This window comes from Streptomyces sp. NPDC002779, from assembly GCF_042888685.1.
In the GTDB taxonomy this organism is placed as follows: Bacteria; Actinomycetota; Actinomycetes; order Streptomycetales; family Streptomycetaceae; genus Streptomyces.
This window is the reverse complement of the sequence record NZ_JBIAQC010000002.1, coordinates 55345-74979: the sequence shown is the minus strand read 5'-3', so window position 1 is coordinate 74979 and position 19635 is coordinate 55345. Positions and strand designations below refer to the sequence as shown.

Annotated in this window: 18 protein-coding genes and 1 other RNA gene; 4 read left to right on the top strand and 15 right to left on the bottom strand. The window is 71.2% G+C overall.

Translation table 11 applies throughout. The annotated features are described in order from the left end of the window. Window positions 1-215 precede the first annotated feature (215 nt). On the bottom strand, window positions 216-818 hold the full coding sequence (locus ACFYW5_RS05930; protein WP_389415707.1) for a CGNR zinc finger domain-containing protein: 603 nt from the start codon (window positions 816-818) through the stop codon (window positions 216-218). A 165-nt stretch (window positions 819-983) separates the two neighbouring features. Here ACFYW5_RS05930 and ACFYW5_RS05925 point away from each other — a divergent pair, with 165 nt between their 5' ends. After that, window positions 984-1448: a DUF1772 domain-containing protein gene (locus ACFYW5_RS05925; protein ID WP_389415706.1), complete on the top strand. Its 465-nt coding sequence runs from the start codon at window positions 984-986 to the stop codon at window positions 1446-1448. A gap of 90 nt (window positions 1449-1538) precedes the next feature. Here ACFYW5_RS05925 and ACFYW5_RS05920 read toward each other — a convergent pair whose 3' ends face one another. Continuing rightward, entirely contained in the window at window positions 1539-2699 is a 1161-nt protein-coding gene (locus tag ACFYW5_RS05920) for a uroporphyrinogen-III synthase (RefSeq protein WP_389415705.1), read from the bottom strand. A 121-nt stretch (window positions 2700-2820) separates the two neighbouring features. Next, complete coding sequence (locus ACFYW5_RS05915) at window positions 2821-4203, bottom strand: nitrate/nitrite transporter (RefSeq protein ID WP_389415704.1); 1383 nt, start codon at window positions 4201-4203, stop codon at window positions 2821-2823. A 208-nt stretch (window positions 4204-4411) separates the two neighbouring features. Here ACFYW5_RS05915 and ACFYW5_RS05910 point away from each other — a divergent pair, with 208 nt between their 5' ends. After that, window positions 4412-4942, top strand: a complete 531-nt coding sequence (locus ACFYW5_RS05910) for a hypothetical protein (protein WP_389415703.1) — start codon at window positions 4412-4414, stop codon at window positions 4940-4942. On the opposite strand, the gene ACFYW5_RS05905 is transcribed toward ACFYW5_RS05910, so the two are convergent. From ACFYW5_RS05905 to ACFYW5_RS05870, 8 genes are all read right to left on the bottom strand, one after another. After that, a complete protein-coding gene (locus tag ACFYW5_RS05905) occupies window positions 4925-5515 on the bottom strand; it encodes a hypothetical protein (protein ID WP_389415702.1) in 591 nt (196 codons plus the stop codon). The genes ACFYW5_RS05910 and ACFYW5_RS05905 overlap by 18 nt on opposite strands. Before the next feature lie 8 nt (window positions 5516-5523). Then, entirely contained in the window at window positions 5524-6912 is a 1389-nt protein-coding gene (locus ACFYW5_RS05900; RefSeq protein WP_389415701.1) for a hypothetical protein, read from the bottom strand. Continuing rightward, on the bottom strand, window positions 6909-7211 hold the full coding sequence (locus ACFYW5_RS05895) for a hypothetical protein (RefSeq protein ID WP_250076385.1): 303 nt from the start codon (window positions 7209-7211) through the stop codon (window positions 6909-6911). Before ACFYW5_RS05895 ends, ACFYW5_RS05900 begins: the two co-directional genes overlap by 4 nt. Beyond that, the gene (locus tag ACFYW5_RS05890) at window positions 7208-7816 is read right to left on the bottom strand and encodes a hypothetical protein (protein ID WP_389415700.1); all 609 of its coding nucleotides are present in this window, start codon (window positions 7814-7816) and stop codon (window positions 7208-7210) included. Before ACFYW5_RS05890 ends, ACFYW5_RS05895 begins: the two co-directional genes overlap by 4 nt. A 96-nt stretch (window positions 7817-7912) precedes the next feature. Continuing rightward, window positions 7913-9181, bottom strand: coding sequence for an acyltransferase (locus ACFYW5_RS05885; RefSeq protein ID WP_389415699.1), 1269 nt, complete (start codon window positions 9179-9181; stop codon window positions 7913-7915). Further along, a complete protein-coding gene (locus tag ACFYW5_RS05880; protein WP_389415698.1) occupies window positions 9178-11376 on the bottom strand; it encodes a glycosyltransferase in 2199 nt (732 codons plus the stop codon). The genes ACFYW5_RS05885 and ACFYW5_RS05880 overlap by 4 nt, the downstream gene beginning before the upstream one ends. Then, entirely contained in the window at window positions 11376-12743 is a 1368-nt protein-coding gene (locus ACFYW5_RS05875) for a hypothetical protein (RefSeq protein WP_389415697.1), read from the bottom strand. The genes ACFYW5_RS05880 and ACFYW5_RS05875 overlap by 1 nt, the downstream gene beginning before the upstream one ends. A gap of 156 nt (window positions 12744-12899) precedes the next feature. Beyond that, window positions 12900-13856, bottom strand: a complete 957-nt coding sequence (locus ACFYW5_RS05870) for a LysR family transcriptional regulator (RefSeq protein ID WP_389415696.1) — start codon at window positions 13854-13856, stop codon at window positions 12900-12902. Between the two features lie 83 nt (window positions 13857-13939). Between ACFYW5_RS05870 and ACFYW5_RS05865 the strand changes: the two genes are divergently transcribed. Both ACFYW5_RS05865 and ACFYW5_RS05860 read left to right on the top strand, forming a co-directional pair. Next, window positions 13940-15190 (top strand): MFS transporter, encoded by a 1251-nt coding sequence (locus ACFYW5_RS05865; protein WP_389415695.1) that lies wholly within the window; start codon window positions 13940-13942, stop codon window positions 15188-15190. Between the two features lie 69 nt (window positions 15191-15259). Beyond that, window positions 15260-16264, top strand: a complete 1005-nt coding sequence (locus ACFYW5_RS05860; protein ID WP_389415694.1) for a LacI family DNA-binding transcriptional regulator — start codon at window positions 15260-15262, stop codon at window positions 16262-16264. Here ACFYW5_RS05860 and ACFYW5_RS05855 read toward each other — a convergent pair. The 4 genes from ACFYW5_RS05855 to ACFYW5_RS05840 all read right to left on the bottom strand — a co-directional run bounded on the left by ACFYW5_RS05855 (window position 16261) and on the right by ACFYW5_RS05840 (window position 19570). Beyond that, window positions 16261-17232, bottom strand: coding sequence for an alpha/beta hydrolase family esterase (locus ACFYW5_RS05855; protein ID WP_389415693.1), 972 nt, complete (start codon window positions 17230-17232; stop codon window positions 16261-16263). The two genes, ACFYW5_RS05860 and ACFYW5_RS05855, sit on opposite strands and share 4 nt — an antisense overlap. Window positions 17233-17335: 103 nt before the next feature. Further along, window positions 17336-17704: a transfer-messenger RNA gene (ssrA, locus tag ACFYW5_RS05850) on the bottom strand. 83 nt (window positions 17705-17787) lie between these two features. Beyond that, a complete protein-coding gene (smpB, locus tag ACFYW5_RS05845; RefSeq protein WP_389416418.1) occupies window positions 17788-18330 on the bottom strand; it encodes an SsrA-binding protein SmpB in 543 nt (180 codons plus the stop codon). 76 nt (window positions 18331-18406) lie between these two features. After that, window positions 18407-19570 (bottom strand): S41 family peptidase, encoded by a 1164-nt coding sequence (locus ACFYW5_RS05840; RefSeq protein WP_389415692.1) that lies wholly within the window; start codon window positions 19568-19570, stop codon window positions 18407-18409. Window positions 19571-19635: the final 65 nt, after the last annotated feature.

Below are 19635 nucleotides of genomic sequence, written 5' to 3'. Positions count from 1 at the left end.
GTACGCAGCGAGGACGTTGGGTGTTCAAAGTGGGGTGACAGTTTTCTGCGGGGTGACATGACGGAGAGGACACCGGGGCACATTCCCCCCTCGATGTCTTCACCTTTCCGCCATCGGCGGACGGGGAGTCGCCGTCGCATGGCCCCGGCGAAGGCAAAAGATATGTAATCGACATCACTTCGACAGCCGCGTCACAGAAGGGACATAACACTTCGTCAGGCGCGGGCGAGCGCCGCCCGCCGCCGGTGCCGGGCGACCCGCTCCCGGTTCCCGCACACCTCGCTGCTGCACCAGCGCCTGCGCCGCCCGCGCGAGGTGTCGAGGTAGACGATCGGGCAGTTGTCCCCCTCGCACTGCCGCAGCCCCGCCCGCGCGAGCGGATCCGTCAGCAGCTCCACGGCATCCCGCGCCACCGCGGCGAGCAGCGCGTCCCGCTCCGGCGGCCCCTCCAACTCCCGTACCAGCGTGCCGTCCTGGGCACGGATCGCGCGCGGGGCGGGGGGCGGGGTGCGGGCGGTGTCGTTGACGCGGACGAGGGCATGGCCGTACGACGACCAGGACCTGGCCTCGGCGGACAGGGCTCCGCGCACCAACTGGTCGACTCCGTTGCGCAGTTCGCGGAAGTCGGCGAGCCAGGCGGGGTCGGCGTGCCCGAGCGGGGTGCCGGCCGGGACGAGCCCGGCCCCGGTGATCCACGCGCACAGCACCGGGACGGAGTCGAGCCGTTCCACCGGGTGGGTCGTGGCGAGGAGATCGAGGCAGATCCGTCCCGCGTCGAAGCGCAGCTCGTACGGGACCGTGGCCGTACCCAGTGCCATGTGCCTGTCACCGCCTAGGGGTCATCCCGGGTCCGGCCCCGGACGAACCGTTCCCTCTAACAGTGCCTTCCCGCTTCCGCGGCTGGAACCCCTAGTGGACGCGCGCTTATGCGGCCGGGCGTCGGGGCCATGTTCCGGGCGGCGAGCGGTGACTTGACTGAGGACATGACGACAAGGACAGCCACCCTCACGGCGGCCACGCTCACCACGGGACTGCTCGCCGGCACGTTCTACGCCTTCGGCTGCGCGGTGCTGCCGGGGCTGGCCCGAAGCGAGGACGAGGTGTACGTCGAGGTGATGCGGAACATCAACGAGGTGATCCAGAACCCGGTGTTCCTGCTGACCTTCTTCGGCGCACCGGCCCTGACGGGCTGGGCGGCATGGCACCTGCGGGGCGCCCCGGGCCACCGCTGGGTCTGGGCGGCCCTGGCCGCGAACGTGCTCGCGCTGGCGGTGACGGTCACGGCGAACATCCCCCTGAACGACGCCCTGGCGAGGCCGGGCGATCCGACGGCGCTACGGGCCGAGTTCGAGGACCGGTGGGCGGCCTGGAACGCGATACGAGCCGCACTACTGACAGCAGGCACAGCCTGCCTGACCACAGCCCTGGGGCGACGGAGCCCCAAATAGGGGGCGGCGGAGCCGCCTTCAGGGGCGCGGGGAACTGCGCGATCAGCCCCCACCGCGCCGCAGACGACCGACGACCGACGACCAACCCACCTACACGTCCGCGTACTTCGAATCCGCCGCCGGATCCAGCGCCAGCCGATACCCCCGCTTCACCACCGTCTGGATCAACTTCGGCGTGCCGAGAGCCGACCGGAGCCGAGCCATCGCCGTCTCCACGGCATGCTCATCCCGCCCCGTACCCGGCAGCGCCCGCAGCAGTTCCGCCCGCGCCACCACCCACCCCGGCCGCCGGGCCAGCGCCCGCAGCAGCGACATCCCGGCCGGCGGCACCGGCCGAAGCGCCCCGTCCACCAGCACCGCATGCCCCCGGATCTCCACGCGGTGACCCGCCACCGGCAACGCCCGCGCCCGGGAGGGCAGTTCCTGGCACAGCAGCTGGACCAGCGGCCCGAGCCGGAACCGCTCGGGCTGCACCGTGTCGATACCCCGGGCCTGCAACGGCAGCGCGGTCACCGGCCCCACGCACGCGGGCAGCACATCATGGTTCAACGCCGCCAGCACCTCCGCCAGCAGCCCCCGCTCCTCCGCCCGGGTCAGCAGCGACGCCGCCGCCGGCGCACTGGTGAAGGTCAGCGCGTCGACCCCGCGGGACACCGTGGCATCCAGCAACCGGTCCACCGGAGAGAGGTCCTCCGGCGGCATCCACCGGTACACCGGCACCCCGACCACCTCCCCGCCCGCGGCCCGCAGCGACTCGACGAACCCGGGCAACGGCTCCCCGTGCAGCTGTACGGCGATCCGCCGCCCGTCGACGCCCTCCTCCAGCAGCCGGTCGAGCACCTCCGCCATGGACTCGGACGACGGCGACCAGTCCTCGGTCAGCCCGGCGGCCCGGATCGCGCCCTTCACCTTTGGCCCGCGCGCCAGCAGTTCCACCCCCCGCAGCCGGTCCAGCAGGTCCTCGCCGAGCCCCCAGCCGTCGGCCGCCTCGACCCACCCCCGGAATCCGATCGCGGTCGTGGCGACGACGACATCCGGCGCCTGGTCCACGATCTCCTTGGTGGCGGCGAGGAGTTCACCGTCGTCGGAGAGCGGCACGATGCGCAGGGCAGGGGCGTGCAGGACGGCGGCGCCGCGGCGCTGGAGCAGCGCCCCGAGCTCGTCGGCCCGGCGCGCGGCGGTCACACCGACGGTGAACCCCGCGAGGGGCCCGTGTTGCCCGTGACCGGGCTTGTGCTGTTCGTCGTACATAACTCTCGTCCCGCACTCGAGTCGTCACATATCGGGTACACCCGCATGCCGATCGAGCCTGTCAATGGTGCGTGACAGGCTCGGTTCGGCTTGATGTCCACGGTGTTACGTCACACCCGTCTCACACCTCGGCATAGCTGAGCTGCGGCTTCGACTCGGATGCGGCGGTCGTGGCCCGCTCCTGCGCCGCCGGGCGGCGAAGGTATACGGCCCAGGTGACCACGAAGCACGCGCCGTAGAAGGCGAGGAAGGCGACGAAGGCGCCGGTGCCGGAGCCCACCGAGAGGAAGGACTGGCGGAAGGCGAGGTTGATGCCGAGTCCGCCGAGCGCGCCGACCGCACCGATCAGGCCCATGGAGGCGCCGGACAGGCGGCGGCCGTAGGCGGCGGCCTCCTCACCGGTGAGCCCCTTGGCGAGGGCCTTCGTGTGGAAGATGCCCGGGATCATCTTGAAGGTCGAGCCGTTGCCGAGGCCGCTCAGCACGAACAGGGCGATGAACGCGGTGGTGAACAGCGGCAGCGACTCCCGCATCGAGGCCACGATGATCACGGAGGTGGCGGCCGCCATGGCGACGTAGTTCCACAGCGTGATCTTCGCCCCGCCGAACCGGTCGGCCAGGGCGCCGCCGACGGGCCGGATCAGCGAGCCGAGCAGCGGGCCGATGAAGGTGACGTAGGCGGCCTGGAGCGGCGTACGGCCGAACTGCGTCTGCAGGACGAGGCCGAAGGCGAAGCTGTAGCCGATGAACGAGCCGAACGTCCCGATGTAGAGGAAGGCCATGATCCAGGTGTGCCCCTCCTTGACCGCGTCCTTGGCGGCGCCGGTGTCGTTCTTCACGGACGAGATGCTGTCCATGTAGAGCGCGGCGAGGACCGCGGCCACGACGATCAGCGGGATGTAGATACCGAGCAGCAGGCGCGGCCCGCCGCCGGCGCCGATCACCGCGAGGCCGACGAGCTGCACGACGGGCACGCCGATGTTGCCGCCGCCGGCGTTCAGGCCGAGCGCCCAGCCCTTCTTGCGCAGGGGGAAGAAGGCGTTGATGTTGGTCATGCTGGAGGCGAAGTTGCCACCGCCGACGCCGGCGAGCATCGCGCACACCAGGAACGTGGTGAAGGACGTCCCCGGCTCCATCACGCTGAACGCGGCGACCGTCGGCAGCAGCAGCAGGCCGGCCGAGATGATCGTCCAGTTCCGCCCGCCGAAGATCGCCACGGCGAAGGTGTACGGCACCCGGACGACGGCTCCGACCAGTGTCGCCATGGACACGATGGTGAACTTGTCCGCCGGAGTCAGCCCGTACTCCGGGCCCATGAAGAGGACCATGACGGACCACAGGGTCCAGATCGAGAAGCCGATGTGCTCGGAGAGGACGGAGAAGTACAGGTTCCGGCGGGCGATCTTCTCGCCCTTCTCGTTCCAGAAGGTCTCGTCCTCCGGATCCCAGTGATCGATCCAGCGGCCTCCCCTGCTCGCGGCGGGGGCAGTACTCGGGGCTGTCATGACGCCTCCACGGGGCTCCGGGCTCAGGTCGTACTCCAGTGGCTGATCCCGAAGGTAGGGAGGGCGCGTTTCCTGCCTGTGCCACCGGGTGACCGGAAAGGAACGTTGCTCTCACCTTTGACGGAGGTGGGATGAGAGGTTCCCGTGACGCCACCGGCCACCCAGGCGCCGCTATCCTCTAGCGGACCCCACAGGAAGGGGAGAGTCCATGTCCGCTGAGTCGCGGTCCTCGGGTGCGCGGGAACAGCGCGCAGGGCGCTCACTGGTCGGGAACATCGTGTTCGGAGCGGGGCTCGTCCTCGTCTTCGCAGCGATGGTCCTCGGAGGCTTCGCTGGTGTTGCGCTTCTCCTCGCGCTGGCCGACACCTCGCTGCTGTCCGCTGTCGTGCCCGATGACGGGCGTAGTGCCGTGGTGGTCGGGGGCATCGCCTTCGGCGCCATCACGGGAGCTTTCGTGCCCGCGCTGTTGATCGGCATGGCGCATGGCACCGAGGAGAAGCCGCGAGTCCGGCCCGACGCGGCAGCACGGAATGTGCTCGCCCTCGTGATCTTCGACGTGTTCGTGGTGCTGCTGGCCTTCGTCCTGTCCCAGCTGGGGTGGATCCTCCCGGAGCGCGCCGTCTCACTCGTCAGCGTCCTCGTCATCGGTCTGAGCTGGATTCCGCTGGCCCTGGCGCCCTGGGAGCGGCTGGGGCTTGGCAATGTGTTCGGGGGCCGTCTGTCACGCCAGTCGGACTGAGGCCGCCAACTCGTCAGCGATTTTGCACAGTTCCTCGCCGAGCCCCAGGGATGTCCACAGGAGGCGACATTCCAGCACTGTCAGGGATCGGCGCGGGAGAACATAGTGGGCCACTCCTTCCACGATCACACCGCTGTCGGAGTCGGGTGCCGTTGGCTCCTGGCGGTGGACCCGGAGCGCCGAGCCCAGAGGGAGCTCGACCTCCGAAAGCTTCGGGTTTCCGAAGAACGGCCCTTCCGCCTGGGCGGCCTCGGCCCGAAGGGCGGCCACGCTCAAGGACGCTGGGGGAATCCGCAGCTCTCGAACGGTGTAACTGGCGATGATCGCGCTATCGGCCGGTGCCAGCAATGCCGCACAGAGGGCTCGCTGCCTGGCCGCTGCCAGCCAGTACCACAGCAGGTCTTCGGCAAAGGCATCACGCCGCTCCCGCCCAGAGCCGGGGGCGAGGTGCTGCTCTGCAACCGCGTGCGCCCAGCCCTGCGGGTCCTGACTCCCCAGATCCAGGACCAACCAGTTCTCAGGAGTGGGCAGGGAGACCCGGCATTCGTGCCAGTCGTCCGTCGTCGGCGTCACGATGGGCCTCACCTTCCGGCCAGAGAGGCGTCGGCACCCGTGACATCGATCTCCGGATCGCCGCCGAACAGACCCGTGAGGCTGTTGGTGTCGGACAGGCCGCCAGTGGCCGTGCCGCTCAGTGCCCAGGAGTTGTAGGCCAGAGCCTGCTTGAAGGCGTCCGGCGTACCGATGAAGTTCAGATCCGTCGGGTCGATGTTCTTGATCCGGCCGAGTTCGTCGACCATGCCCGGACCAACGAACATGCTCGCCAAGCCTCGTGGACCGGCCGCATTCCACGCGTCCCGGACAGCATCGACGTTGTCCCGGGCCTTGAAGACATCCTTCCAATTGCTTCGGATGGTGCCCAGATCATCCACGAAGGAGCGCGGCAGTCCCCTGAAGACTGCCCCCAAAGACACATCGGGCACCGCACGACCGAGAGCTCCGGCGCGCGGGCCGACCATCTCCACCACGAGCGCTCGCCGCGCGGCCGAGTTCAGTCCCGGGTGCCAGCCACGAACGTACTGGGCCGCCGCGGTCCACACCCGGCTGCGCCCGGCGTTGGCTGCGAGTTTGGCTCCCGCGCCGAAGACCCGCCCGATACCGAAGGTGGCAAGCCCCAGGACGTCGATCGCGACATCGCCCCAGGAGCCGTCGCCGTTGACGGCGAGCAGGACATGGCAGACGAGGGAGGTCGCCGTCGCGATGAGGGCGATGGTGCCCAGCACCCCCGCCAGGGCCTGGCCGATGACGGGGATCCAGCCGACGCACAGCGCGAGCAGCCCGCACACCGCCGCGATGGCCCCCGTAATATCGCTGACGAGCTTCAACGTGTCCCGGAGGTCGTCCAGCCAGGAGTCGTTGAGTCCGTCGCCCTCGGTGGTGTCGTGGATCTTCTTGGCGGCCTTGTCGCCCGCCTCCTTGTGCCGGGTCTTCAGCCCGGCGAGCTGCTCGCGCAGGCCGTCCAGGTCGCCCTGGAGGTCGGCGGCCTTCTTGTCGAGCTTGTCCTGGCCGGCCTTGTCGGTGCCCTTGGGCGGGTTCGCGGCGGTGGACTTGGCGGTGGACAGATCACCGGCCTTGGTCTCCGCCTGCGTGAGCAGCTTGTCGGCGTCGCCCTGCACGCTCTCCAGCTCGGTGCAGTACTCCTTGAGCGCGGAAGCCGCGTCGGCGTACCGGTCGTGGGCCTTGCTCACCGTCTTCGCGGTCTCGTTGGCCTTCTCGGCGAAGGCGCGGCCCGCCTCCGAGTCCCAGCTCTCCAGGTTCCCGATCCGGCGCAGGGCGGCGGCGGTGTCGGTGATGGTCTTGGCGGTGGCCGCGAACCGCCGCGAGAGTGCCTTCATGTCGTGGAGGTCGCCGGGCACCGGGTCACCGGTCTCCCCGAGCACCTCCCACCGGTGGTCAGCAGGACGGGTCACTTCTTCTTCCCCTTGCCCACGAGGGCGTCGTAGAGCGCGGTGTCCAGCGCGGTGTACGCCTTGCCCGCCTCGTGGGCGAGCGTGCCGAGGCCCTTGATCTCCTCGATCATCTTCTTGCGGTTGTCGTCCCAGCCGTCGGAGAACTCCTGGAGCCGCTCGTGGAGGGTCTGGTGCCCGACGGTCCGGCGGTCGTAGGCGTCCATGAGCTTGTCGAGCCCTTCGAGCTCGGTCGCCACGGTCCGCAGGCCGGTACCGGCGGTGCGCAGGTCGTCGGTGGAGACCTTGAGTTTCTTGCTCACTCCGCCATCCCCTCTGTCCCCTCGGTGCCCTCTGCCTGATGCCAGCGCAGGGTTCCTGCCACGGCGTCGAAGAGCCCGACCATGGCCTCGGCGATCGGCTCCAGCGGCGTGCTGAAGGTCAGCAGCAGCACCTCGTCACGCTCGGGAACCGGCACGAAGTACTCCACGATCGTGTCCTCGAACTCGGTTCCCAGCTTCCGCGACTGCTTGGGCCGCTCACGGCGGAGCAGCCGGGCGGCGGGCCCCGCGGCGGGGAGCTCGACCGGCTCGACCTCCCCGGACCCGGCGAGCGCGACCACGGCATCGAGGCTGTCGAACTTCTCGAAGATCCGGCAGACGAGGAGGGAGGCGGACAGCGGGATGCCCCCCGCCTGAAGGAACGACAGGTAGAGCACCACCCCGCCCTGCTCGATCCCCGCGTCGGCGGCCCCGAGCAACTGCTCCTCGGCCTTCCGCCGCAGCACGGGCTGATCGTCGACCCCGGCGAACTGCCGCTTGACGAGGGCGGCCACGGACGCCTCCATCCGCTCCCGCGGCCGCAGCGGAATCCGGTACCAGTCCTCAGGCGTGACCAACCCGAACACGGGCGCACGCATGTCGTTCATGGAGGCTCCTGCTGACGCGAAATGATCGTCGTACGGCGTGGTTACGGTAGCGGCTGCCCGGCCGCCGAGAAAGCGGTCCGCCCCCACACCCGACGGTCATCCCGCGGCGGAGCGCCTGCGGGATCCCCCGCGGCGCACACCGTTCGGCCACAGCCGCGGCCGCCGCTTCGCGGCGATGTCCTCGATCCAGCCCACCGCCGCGATCGTCAGCCCGATCAGCGGCCAGACCAGGAAGAACATCCAGATCAGATACGTCGAGTCCAGGGCCGCCACCGCCCGCTCCCCCTGCATGAAGGGCAGGTCGTAGAGGTGGTCCAGGATCGGGACGGTGGCCATGATCAGCATGTTGTGCCAGAGGTAGATCGTGACCGCGCGGTTGTTGGAGAGGGTGACCAGCCTGTCCCACTTCGCCAGGCGTCCGGGCAACTCCTGCCAGGACGGGGAGTAGATCAGCAGGATCACCACGAAGCCGAAGGACCAGGTCGCCTGGGCGAGCGGGATGTCGTTCAGGTCCCAGCCGTCGGCGCCCAGGTGGCCCGAGGCCCACCACAGGCCGAAGGCCATCAGCAGCGAGGACCCGGACACGGCCACATAGCGCGGGATCTTCTTCAGCAGGCCCTCGTGATGGGCGAAACCCAGCACCCAGCAGCCGCCGTAGACCGCGAAGTCGGTGACCGCGTTGCCGGTCTCGCCGGGGATCGTCACCACTCCGGTGCCGACCACCGCCGTCAGTGCCAGCGGGGCCAGCAGCGTCGGCCAGGGGGCGCGACGGAAGGCCCACAGCAGCAGCGGGGAGGCGACGACGAACCACAGGTAGGCGCGCAGGTACCACAGCGGGCCCGCCGCCTGCACCGCCCAGGTGTCCTCCAGCAGGCCCGTCTTGGAGCCGATGTGCCAGGGGAACGGCGGGGCGCCGATCGGCACGATGTAGTTGATCAGCTCCAGGAGAGCCCAGGTGGGGCTGTCCTCCGTGTTCTTCGTCGGGTTCCAGCCGCCCGCGAACATCAGCGCCAGCACCACCGCGCTGAACGCCCACAGCGGGGGCAGCAGCCGGCGCACCCTGCCCTTGATCACACCCCACGCGGGGCGGTTCAGCGACCGTGCCATCAGCGAGCCCGCCAGCGCGAACATCACGCCCATGGAGGGGAACAGCACGGTCAGCCAGGCCCAGCCGAAGAGGTGGTACACCACGACCCGGACCAGCGCGATCGAGCGCAGCAGGTCCAGGTAACGGTCCCGGCCCGGCTTCTCCGGCACAGGCGCGGGTGCGGGTACGGGCTCGTGCTCGGGAGCGGCAGGCGCCTGCTGCTCCGGGATGCCGTACGGCTCGTAGCCGTACGACTGCTGCGGTATGCCCTGTGTCATCCGACCGGCCTCCGATCGCTCGCGTCGGCCGCCCGCCGACGCGGGACCGGGCCTCCCGGCGCCTCCACCACGCCCGTGCGGCGCAGCTTCTGCCAGCGCAGCCGGCCGCCGGTGAGGGCGGTGATCCAGGACTGGAGGAGGACCACGTACATGAGCTGGCGGTAGAGGATCTGTTGCAGGGGCAGCGAGATGAGGTGGGTCATGCGTTCCCGGTCGAGACGGAAGGCGTACGCGGCGCAGACGGCCTGGATGGCGAGGACGCCCAGCCAGGCGATGATCGTCTTCTGGGTGGGGCCGAAGATCAGGCCGTAGAGGAGGAAGACGTCGATCAGGGGGGCCAGCAGCGGGGCCAGCACCATGAACAGGGAGACCAGCGGCAGTCCGACGCGGCCGAAGCGGCCCGAGGGACCGCTCTCCACCAGCGCCCTGCGGTGCTTCCAGATCGCCTGCATGGTGCCGTAGGACCAGCGGTAGCGCTGGGACCACAGCTGCTGGACCGTCTCCGGTGCCTCGGTCCAGGCGCGGGCCTTCTCGGCGTAGACGACCCGCCAGCCGTCCCGGTGCATCGCCATGGTGATGTCGGTGTCCTCGGCGAGCGTGTCCTCGCTCATGCCGCCGACCCGTTCGAGCGCCGTCCGGCGGAAGGCTCCCACCGCGCCGGGGATCGTCGGCATGCAGCGCAGCATGTCGTACATCCGGCGGTCCAGGTTGAAGCCCATCACGTACTCGATGTGCTGCCAGGCGCCGATGAGGGAGTCCCGGTTGCCGACCTTGGCGTTGCCCGCGACGGCGCCGACGCGCGGGTCGCCGAAGGGCTGCACCAGTTCACGGACCGTGGCCGGTTCGAAGACGGTGTCGCCGTCCATCATCACGACGATGTCGTACCGGGCGTTGGCCAGCCCCCGGTTGAGCGCGGCGGGCTTGCCCGCGTTGAGCTGGCGGACCACCCGCACGTTCGGCAGGCCCATCGCCTCCACGATCCGCGCGGTGCCGTCGGTCGAGCCGTCGTCGATGACGAGGATCTCGATGGGATGCTCGCTCGCCATCAGGGACCGGACGGTGTTCTCGATGCACTTGGCCTCGTTGTACGCGGGCACCAGCACCGACACCGGTTCGGTCACCGGCGGGCCCCAGCTGAAGCCCTTCTTGCGCACTCGGCGGGCGTGGGCGGCGGACAGCACGAGCATCAGCACGAACCGGCTGATGACGAGGAACCCGATGATCGCGAGCCCGACCACCAGGACGGCGGTGATGTTGTCGGAGGCCTGGACCAGGAAGACCCACGCCTTGCCCTTCCACAGGTCGACGCCGGTGACCCGGCTGTGCGCGCTGGGGGCGTCGAGGGCCTCGGTGAGGTTGTCGAACTCGTAGCCCCGCTCCTGCATCTGCGGCAGGAAGCGGTCCAGCGCCTCGACGGTCTGGTGCCGGTCGCCGCCGGAGTCGTGCATCAGGACGATCGCACCCTCGCGGCCCTTGGGCGTGGCCTTGCGGATGATCTCCTCGACGCCGGGCTTGCGCCAGTCCTCGCTGTCGTTGTTGTTGACGACCGTGATGTAGCCGCGGGAGCCGATGTACTCGGTCACCGGCCAGGACTCGTTGTCCATGGCGGCGGCGAAGGAGGAGTACGGCGGGCGGAAGAGGGAGGTGCGGATGCCGGCGGCGCCGGAGATCGCCAGCTGGTTCTGCGACAGCTCCCAGTCGATGCGCTTCTTCGACTGGTAGGACAGGTCGGGGTGGTTGAAGGTGTGCAGGCCGACCTCGTGGCCCTCCTCGACCATGCGCCGGACCAGGTCCGGGTGGCGCGAGGTCATGGTGCCGGTGACGAAGAAGACGGCGTGCGCGTCGTACTTCTTCAGTACGTCCAGAACCTTGGGCGTCCACTCGGGGTCGGGGCCGTCGTCGAAGGTGAGGACGAGCCGCCGGTCCGGCAGGCCCAGGCTCTGGGTACGGCCGCTGCGGGCGTCGATGACCGGCCCGCCCTTGAGGATCTGCTCCGGGACCTGGTCGGAGGCGGCGGCGGGGCGGACGCGGTGGTCGGCCAGGATCTCGCTGTGCACGTACCCGCGCAGCATCAGCATCGCCATCAGCGCGGCGAGGACGAGCGTGGGAAGGAGCAGGCGCATGGGCAGGCGGCGGCGCCGGGGACCGTCGGGGGCCTGGGGCACGGCGCCCCGACGGTTGGTGCGGGAAGCCATCAGAGGGTGTACTCCGGGGACGGGTCGTGCGGGCTTGCGGGAGCGGCCGGTGCCGCGACGGGCCCCTGGGTGACCGGGCCGAGGTCGGCCGGCGGAGCGGCGACCGTGTCGGTTCCGGTGCCGGCGGTGTCGCCGGGGTCCTCGGTCGGAGTCGGGTCGGGCGTGGGTTCGCCGGTGTCCGTCTCGGTGGGCTCGGGGTCGGGCGTGGGAGCCGTGTCGGTGGGGTCCGGGTCCGGCGTCGGGTCGGCGCCCGGGCGCGTCGTCGGCTTGGTCGCCGTCGGCTCGGGATCGGTGCTGGCGCCCGGCTCCTCGGTGCTGCCGACGTCGTCCGGGGCGGTGGCGTCGGCGCCCGGGGAGGGCGTGACGCCGTCGCTGACGGAGGGGGAGGCGCCCGGGGTGACGCCTTCGGTGTCGGCGGGCGGCGCCGACTCGGCGGGCACCGGCGAGGTGTCGACCTGGCCGGCCGGGGTGTCCTTCTTCGGGTCCTGGACCGGCAGCCAGGGGGCGTTGGAGTTGCCGGACAGCACGGTGGCGACGATGACGACCGCGTAGACCGCGCAGGCGATGGCGACCAGCATGCCCAGGCGCCGGAAGCGGCGGCTGCGACGGCCGGATTCGTCGACGAAGACCGGGCCGTCGGAGCTCTCGGCACCGCCACCGCGGGGGGCGGCCTTGGCCGCGCGCAGCGAGCCGTCGAGCTGGAGGCCGATGCCGTCGAGCTGGATGGTGACCTCGTGCGGGTCATGGGTGTGGCCGGATTGCACCGGTTCGTCCCACGGGTCGTGCAGGGCACCGCCTCGCGGAGCCCCGGGAGTCGGGGCCGGAGCCGGTACCGACCCGGAGGCCTGCTGCGGAATCGAAGGGGAGGCCGAGGCCTGCTGCGGAATCGAAGCCGGAGCCTGTGCCGGAATCGAAGGGGAGGCCGACGCCTGCTGCGGAATCGAGCCCGAGGCCACCGGAGTCTCGCGGACCCCGCCGACCGCGCCGCCGACCGGCGGGAACGGATCCCGAGGCGCGGCGCCCGCGGCAGGCGTACGCACGCCCCCGCGCGGGGTGAACACCTCGCCCCCGCTCCGCGCCCGGCGCGGCGTCTCTGTCGCGCCGCCCGCTCCCGGAGCGGCATCCGGCCGGTCGAACCGGTCGAACGCCGAGAGCAGCTCGGTCAGATCCGCGCGGCCCTCCGCGCCGGAGCCGTCGGCGGGCGCGGCCTGCGGCAGCACCGTCGTCTCGTCGGCGCCCGTCGGGGCCACCCGCTGAGCGGCGGTCTCCGCGAACGCCTGGGTGTCACCGCCGGCAGCCGGAGTCGCTTTGGTCGCGGACGCCACCTCCGGCCACTCCGGTTGGGCGTCTTCTCGCCAGTTCTTCACGCGCACACATCCCCCCAGGGACAGTTCCGGGTGCGCGCACGACACCGAGCACTCGTCGATCGAAACCAGGCCCCCACCTGGTTCGAGCGCCCCCTTTATCACACTGTGCTCAGGCGAAGAATGTAGCGCACGAGTGACTCCGGTGTTTGCGCTGTCTCAGTTGTGGAGCCGCATCGTGACTTTGTCACTGGCCGGAATCCATCCATCGGGGGGTGACCGAAGCCACTCCTCCCGCCCCGCCAGCTCGGCCGCGGCCCGCCGCAGCGCGTCCAGTCCGGGGTGCACCAGCCCCCTGCGCCACACCAGCGACACCGGTGACAGGGGCACGGGATGGATCAAAGGGCGCAGCACCGAGCCGGGCATGGCGGGAAAGTCCACCACGACGAGCACCGGCGTCCGCGTCTTGCTCATGATCCGCTGGAACTCCTCGTGCCCGACAGCGAGCGGCGCGGGCGCGGCGACCTCGATGCCACGTCCCTCGAACAGCTGGTGCGCGAGGTCGGTCCACTCCGGTGTGCGCGGATTGCCCGCACCCGCGTACACGGTCTCTCCCGCCAGCGCGGCGAGGGGCACCTGATGCAGACCGGTCAGCGGATGGTCCTCGGGCAGCAGGACCGCCATCGGCTCCAACCGCACGGGCTGCTGCTCCAGACCCGCCCGCAGCGCCGGGTCGAGACCGGTGAACCGTCCGAAGGAGGCGTCGAGCCGCCCGGCGAGCAGCTCGGCCGCCGCTCCGGTCAGCCCGCTCTCGTAGCGGGCCATCAGCTCATGGTCGGGGGCGAGTTCGCGGGCCCGCCCCAGCACTCGCCGCCCGGTGCCGAGCCCGGGTGAGTTCACATCGACCAGCAGGGGCCTGGCCTGCCCGAACGCGGCGAGCAGGTCGTCCTGCGCGGCCAGCGCCCGCCGGGCGTGGGGCACCAGCCGCTCGCCGTCCGCGGTCAGCGTCACCTGCCGGGTGGTCCGTACGAACAGTTCGGCGCCCAGCTCCCGCTCCAGCCGCCGTACGTCCCGGCTGAGCGCCTGCTGGGCGACGTAGAGCCGGGCGGCGGCGCGGGTGAAGTGCAGTTCCTCGGCGACGGCGAGGAAGGCACGCAACAGACGGGGGTCGGGCATGACGGGAACTTACAACGCGGGTGCGTGAATCGGTACGGAGAAGGTGTTGGACCCCTTGATCGACTCCGGGCGAGGGTTGCCCCATGCCGCAACCGACCTCCGGATACCGCAGCCTGTTCGTCATACCCGGCGCCCGCGCCTTCACCGCCGGGAACCTCCTGGCCCGCCTCCCCATGGGCATGTTCAGCGTGAGCACGGTGATCATGATCGCCGGGACGCGGGACTCGTACGCCCTGGCCGGTGCCGTGGTCGCGACCGGCCTGGCCGCCACCGCGCTGGTCGCCCCCTGGATCGCGCGGCTGATCGACCGGTACGGCCAGGCCCGGGTCGCCCTGCCCGCCACCCTCGTCGCGGCCCTCGGAGGGCTCGCGCTGGTGCTGTGCGTCCGCACCGGCGCCCCCGACTGGACCCTCTTCGCCGCGTACGCCGCCACCGCGACCACTCCCAACACCGGCGGTATGGCACGGGCGCGCTGGGCGTATCTGCTCAAGGGCGACCAGGCGGCGCTGCACCGCGCGAACTCCTTCGAGCAGGCGGCGGACGAGCTCTGCTTCATGCTGGGTCCGGTCCTCGCGGCCGTCCTGTGCGGGAGTCTCTTCCGGGAGGCGGGCACCCTGGTGGGGGTGCTGCTCCTGGTGGCGGGCATGGCGCTGTTCACCGCCCAGCGCTCGACCGAACCGCCGGTCCGGCCTCCGGCGACCGCCACGCAACCGCCGTTCCGCGCCCCGGGCATGCCCTCCCTGCTCGCCGTCTGCCTGGCGATGGGGGCCGTGTTCGGCGCCCTGGAGGTCGTCACGATCGCCTTCGCGGACGAACAGGGACACGGCACGGCGGCCGGGGTGATCCTCGCGCTCCAGGCGGGCGGCTCGTGTGCGGCGGGACTGCTGTACGGGGCGTTGAAGCCGGGCGGTTCCGCCGAGCGCCGCTATCCGTGGTGCCTCGCCGCGATGGCGGCCCTGCTGACGCTGCCCCTGCTCGCCGCGTCCCTCACCGGCTCCCTCGTGGTCCTGGCGGGCGCCCTGCTGGTGTCCGGGATGGCCACCGCCCCCACGATGATCACCAACATGACGCTGGTCCAGCGGCGCACCCCCGAGGACCGCCTCAACGAGGGCATGACCCTCGCCGTGACCGGCCTGCTCGGCGGCATCGCCCTCGGCAGCGCGGCCGGCGGCTGGACCACGGAACACGTCTCGCCGACGGCGGGGTACGGCGTGCCGGTGGCGGCAGCCGTGCTGGCGCTGACGCTCGCGGTCTCCCGAGGGGCGGGAGCCGGAGCGGACGGGCGGGGGGTCGGCCGGGTGAACCCCGACCTCCAATCCCGTCCCACCCATTGACCCACCCGCGCCCCTCGCCTACCTTCCCCCGTCGAAGCGCTTCGACGTGTCGTCACGTGAGGGTGCCCGATGGTGAAGATCACTGATGTGGCCCGGCGCGCCGGGGTGTCCCCCAGTACGGTCAGCTACGCCCTCAGCGGCAAGCGCCCGATCTCCGTGGAGACCCGGCAACGCGTCGCCCGCGCCATCCGCGAACTCGGCTACCGCCCGCACGCCGGCGCCCGCGCCCTGGCGAGCGCCCGCTCGAAGGTCCTGGCGCTGGTGGTGCCCCTGCGGCCCGGCATGCACGTCCCGGTGGTGATGCAGTGCGCGGCGTCGGTGGTGACGGCGGCGCGACGGTACGACCATGACGTGCTGCTGCTGACCCAGGAGGAGGGCGTGCAGGGCCTGCGCCGCGTCGCCGACACAGCCCTGGCGGACGCGCTGATCGTGATGGACGTACAGCTGCACGACCCCCGCCTGCCGCTGCTCCGGGCCCTGGACCTGCCGTCGGTGATGATCGGCCTGCCCGCCGCCGCCCCGGGTCTGACCTGCATAGACCTGGACTTCCGGGCGGCGGGCGAGGCCTGCGTGGACCATCTGGCCGGGCGCGGCCACCGGGTGGTGGCCCTGATCGGCTCCCCGCCGGAGGTGTACGCGCGCGGGACGGCGTTCGCCGAGCGGGTGGCGGAGGGCTTCACCACCGCGGCGGACCGCTCCGGCCTCACCTCCTCGATCCACCCCTGCGAGCCGACCCCCGCGGCGGCCGGAGCGCTGGCGGAACGGCTGCTGCGGGAGCAGCCGGCCCTGACGGCCGTGGTGGTCCACAACGAACCCGTGCTGAATCCGCTGCTGGCGGCCTTCGAGCACCTCGGGCTGCGCGTCCCGGCCGACCTCTCGGTCACGGCCATCTGTCCGGCCGAAACGGCCACCGCGCTCCGGGTACCGATCACCTCCGTCGCCCTTCCCACCGCCGAACTGGGCGAGCGCGCGGTGCAGTTGCTGATGCGGAAGCTGACGGGCGCTGCCGTACCCGGGGCGACCCTGCTGCCGCCCCGGCTGACGGAACGGCAGAGCGTGGCGCCGCGCGGCTAACCGCCGAGCCCCCAGGTCTGCCCGAGCCGGTGCGCGGCACACAGGTCGACGTCGAGGAAGTAGGCACCGGCCGTCCCGCACTGCGTGCTCCCGGTGCCGGGGTCGACGGGCTGGCCGTGGCCCATGCCGGTGATGCTGTGGGTCTCGACGACGGGGTTGCCCGCGGGGCCCCGGAAGACCTGGTGGGGGTAGCCGGCGACGGTGTCCTGGACGTCGGCCGACTGGTCGGCGCCGTGCACGTCGGTCCACTGCTCCACCAGGTCGGTCATATTGACGGGCTTCACCGTGTAGTCGGCGGTGCCATGGAGGACGGTGAGGGTGGGCCAGGGCCCGGCGTACCCCGGCCGGGCGGCCCGCACCCGGTCGCCCCACTGGCGCGGGGTCTGGGTGGCACCGACGTACATGCACACGTACGGCGACCCGGCGGCCTGGGCGCACCCGTGCGGCAGCCCGGCGACGACACCGCCGGCCCGGAACTTCTCCGGGTACGCCGCCATCATCACGGCCGTCATCCCGCCCCCGGCGGACAGCCCCGTGACGTACACCCGGGAGGCGTCCCCGCCGACGTCGGCGAGCTGCCGGTCCACCATCTGCGCGAGGGAGGCGGCCTCGCCCTGGCCGCGCTGGATGTCGCCGCTCTGGAACCAGTTGAAGCAGCCGGAGGCGTTGTTGACGCTCTGCTGCTGCGGCAGGACGACGGAGAAGCCCCAGCGGTCGGCGAGCCGGAGCCAGCCGGTGCCGGTGGCGTACCCGGAGGCGTTCTGGGTGCATCCGTGGACCGCGAGGACCACGGGCCGCCCGGCGGGGAGGCCGTCGGGGACGTACCGGAACATCCGCAGGGCTCCGGGGTTGCTCCCGAACCCGGTGACCTCCTGGAGGGAGGCGGCGGACGCGGGCGCCGGGGTGATCAGGACGGCGAGGAGGGCCGTCAGGACGGTGAGAAGGGTCACGGCTCTGGTCTGCGTCATGGGGAGGGACCGTAGAACCGTGAACAACCCGCCGGTATGGCGCCGGACAACACAACGAGGGCCCGGCGGGTGTGTGGCCGCCAGGCCCTCGTGTACATGGGAATTGTGGAGATGGCGGGAATCGAACCCGCGTCCAACGGTGCAGAATCAGGGCTTCTCCGTGTGCAGTCTGGTACGAGTTTCTCAGCCCTCCGGATCACCCAGACAAGTCCGGAACGGGCTCAGTCACTGTTAGATTTCCCTCTTCACCCCGTGACCGGGATCAAGGTTTAGTTCCCTAGCTGATGCCAGGATCCGGGTCGGGAACAGCCCCGGGCTGACACTTCGCAAGTCGCTACTTAGGCAGCGAGGGCGAAGGAATCGCGCTTGGTGTTGGCGATTATTGTTTGCGACATATGGTTTACGAGATCATTGCCGCTTCCTCGACACGCTTCCCCTGCTTCGACATCCGCTGTCGAAACCGATCATCCCCATGTTGATTTTTCAAACCGCGCACCCTCGGTGAGGTGCAGGTGCCATCGTACGTGACCAACGCACCGGCGTGCCACCGTATTCCTACTGGCCCCGCTCCCTCCGCTTCGCCGCCGCGATCGCCCGGTCCGACTCCCGCCGGTCCTGCTTCTCCCGCAGGGTCTGGCGCTTGTCGTACTCCTTCTTGCCCCGCGCGAGCGCGATCTCGGCCTTCGCCCGGCCGTCCTTGAAGTACAGCGCGAGCGGCACGATCGTGTGGCCCGTCTCGTCGGCCTTGACCGCCAGCTTGTCGATCTCCTCGCGGTGCAGCAGCAGCTTGCGCTTGCGGCGCGCGGAGTGGTTGGTCCAGGTGCCCTGGGCGTACTCCGGGATGTGGGCGTTGTGCAGCCACGCCTCACCGCCGTCGATGTGGACGAACCCGTCGACCAGCGACGCCCGGCCCTGGCGCAGCGACTTCACCTCGGTACCGCTGAGCACCAGCCCGGCCTCGTAGGTGTCGATGATCGCGTAGTCGTGCCGGGCCTTCTTGTTCTGCGCGACGATCTTGCGCTTGCCGCCCTTCTCGCCGTCCCTGGCCTTGGCGGCCGCCCCGCCCTGCTTGGGCTGGGCCTCCTTCGGTACGTACATTCCCTTGCTCATAGTGCCGCCATTTTCGCACTAGAGAGGGGGCCCGGTACCAGTGCTTATCCGCGCGGGGCGCGGACTACCGGTCGCCGAGCCCGCCGAGCACGGTCCGCGCCTGCTCCAGGGCCTGATCCTCGGTCTCCAGGTCGGGCGTGATGCCCCGCCCGTCGACCTCCCGCCCGGACGGCGTCCGGTAATGCCCCACGGTCAGCTCGGCGACCGACCCGTCCGGCAGCCGGCTGGGCATCTGCACCGAGCCCTTGCCGAAGGTGCGGGAGCCCACCACGACCGCCCTGCCGCGGTCCTGGAGGGCGCCGGTGAGCAGCTCGGCCGCGCTCATCGTGCCGCCGTCGACCAGCGTGACCAGGGGGCGGGTGGTGTCGCCGCCGGGCTCGGCGTGCAGGGCGCGCTGCTCGCCGTCCACGTCGTAGGTGGCGACCAGGCCGCCGTCGAGGAAGGCGGAGGCGGCGGTGACGGCCTCGGTGACCAGGCCGCCGGAGTTCCCGCGCAGGTCGAGGATGATCCCGCCGCCGCCCGGGGCCTGCCGTGCCGCGGTGCGCACCGCGCTGCCGGAGCCCTTGGTGAAGGAGTCGATGCGGATGACCGTGACGCCGCCGGCGATCCGGCGGGCGGTGACGGAGTCCGTGGACAGCTCCGCGCGGCGCACGGTGAGGGTCCACGCGCGCGTGCCGCGCTCCATGCCGAGCCGGACCGTCGTACCGGCGGAGGCGTCGGTGGCGTCGCCGCGCAGTAAGGAGACGACCTCGGTGACGGGCCGCCCGTCGACCTTCTCGCCGTCGACACTGCGCAGCCGGTCACCGGCCCGGATCCCGGCGGTGGCGGCGGGCGACCCGGCGCGCACCTTGGTCACTTCGATACGGCCGTCCCGCTCGCGCCGCGCCCGCAGCCCGACACCGGTGTAGCGGCCGTCGAGGGCTTCCTCGAACTCCTCGTACTCGCCCGGGGAGTACACGGCGGCCCAGCGGTCCCCGCTGCGGCTGACGGCGCGCTCGGCGGCCTCCATGGGCGACTTGCCGTCGGCCATGGCCTCGGCGGCGGCCTCGGCGACCTGCTCGTGGCGGGCCGCGGTGGTCGAACGGACCGCTCCGGGGGCCGACTTCCGGTCGGGTCCGGGCAGCGATCCGGTGGCCGCTCCGGCGACCAGCACACTGGTGAACACCAATGTCAGGGCGGCCCCGCGGCGCATGCGGCGGGGCTGACAGAACAGGTCACGGCCTGACATGCCGGTGAGTCTAGGACAACGCAAGGGGCCGTACGGCCGGTTGACCGGACGGCCCCTCTTGGCAA

Excerpts from the sequence above, each read along its gene's own strand:
- ACFYW5_RS05930 (WP_389415707.1), bottom strand. The coding sequence starts at position 818 with ATGGCACTGGGTACGGCCACGGTCCCGTACGAGCTGCGCTTCGACGCG.
- ACFYW5_RS05925 (WP_389415706.1), top strand. The coding sequence starts at position 984 with ATGACGACAAGGACAGCCACCCTCACGGCGGCCACGCTCACCACGGGA.
- ACFYW5_RS05920 (WP_389415705.1), bottom strand. The coding sequence starts at position 2,699 with ATGTACGACGAACAGCACAAGCCCGGTCACGGGCAACACGGGCCCCTC.
- ACFYW5_RS05915 (WP_389415704.1), bottom strand. The coding sequence starts at position 4,203 with ATGACAGCCCCGAGTACTGCCCCCGCCGCGAGCAGGGGAGGCCGCTGG.
- ACFYW5_RS05910 (WP_389415703.1), top strand. The coding sequence starts at position 4,412 with ATGTCCGCTGAGTCGCGGTCCTCGGGTGCGCGGGAACAGCGCGCAGGG.
- ACFYW5_RS05890 (WP_389415700.1), bottom strand. The coding sequence starts at position 7,816 with ATGAACGACATGCGTGCGCCCGTGTTCGGGTTGGTCACGCCTGAGGAC.
- ACFYW5_RS05885 (WP_389415699.1), bottom strand. The coding sequence starts at position 9,181 with ATGACACAGGGCATACCGCAGCAGTCGTACGGCTACGAGCCGTACGGC.
- ACFYW5_RS05880 (WP_389415698.1), bottom strand. The coding sequence starts at position 11,376 with ATGGCTTCCCGCACCAACCGTCGGGGCGCCGTGCCCCAGGCCCCCGAC.
- ACFYW5_RS05870 (WP_389415696.1), bottom strand. The coding sequence starts at position 13,856 with ATGCCCGACCCCCGTCTGTTGCGTGCCTTCCTCGCCGTCGCCGAGGAA.
- ACFYW5_RS05865 (WP_389415695.1), top strand. The coding sequence starts at position 13,940 with ATGCCGCAACCGACCTCCGGATACCGCAGCCTGTTCGTCATACCCGGC.
- ACFYW5_RS05860 (WP_389415694.1), top strand. The coding sequence starts at position 15,260 with ATGGTGAAGATCACTGATGTGGCCCGGCGCGCCGGGGTGTCCCCCAGT.
- ACFYW5_RS05855 (WP_389415693.1), bottom strand. The coding sequence starts at position 17,232 with ATGACGCAGACCAGAGCCGTGACCCTTCTCACCGTCCTGACGGCCCTC.
- smpB (WP_389416418.1), bottom strand. The coding sequence starts at position 18,330 with ATGTACGTACCGAAGGAGGCCCAGCCCAAGCAGGGCGGGGCGGCCGCC.
- ACFYW5_RS05840 (WP_389415692.1), bottom strand. The coding sequence starts at position 19,570 with ATGTCAGGCCGTGACCTGTTCTGTCAGCCCCGCCGCATGCGCCGCGGG.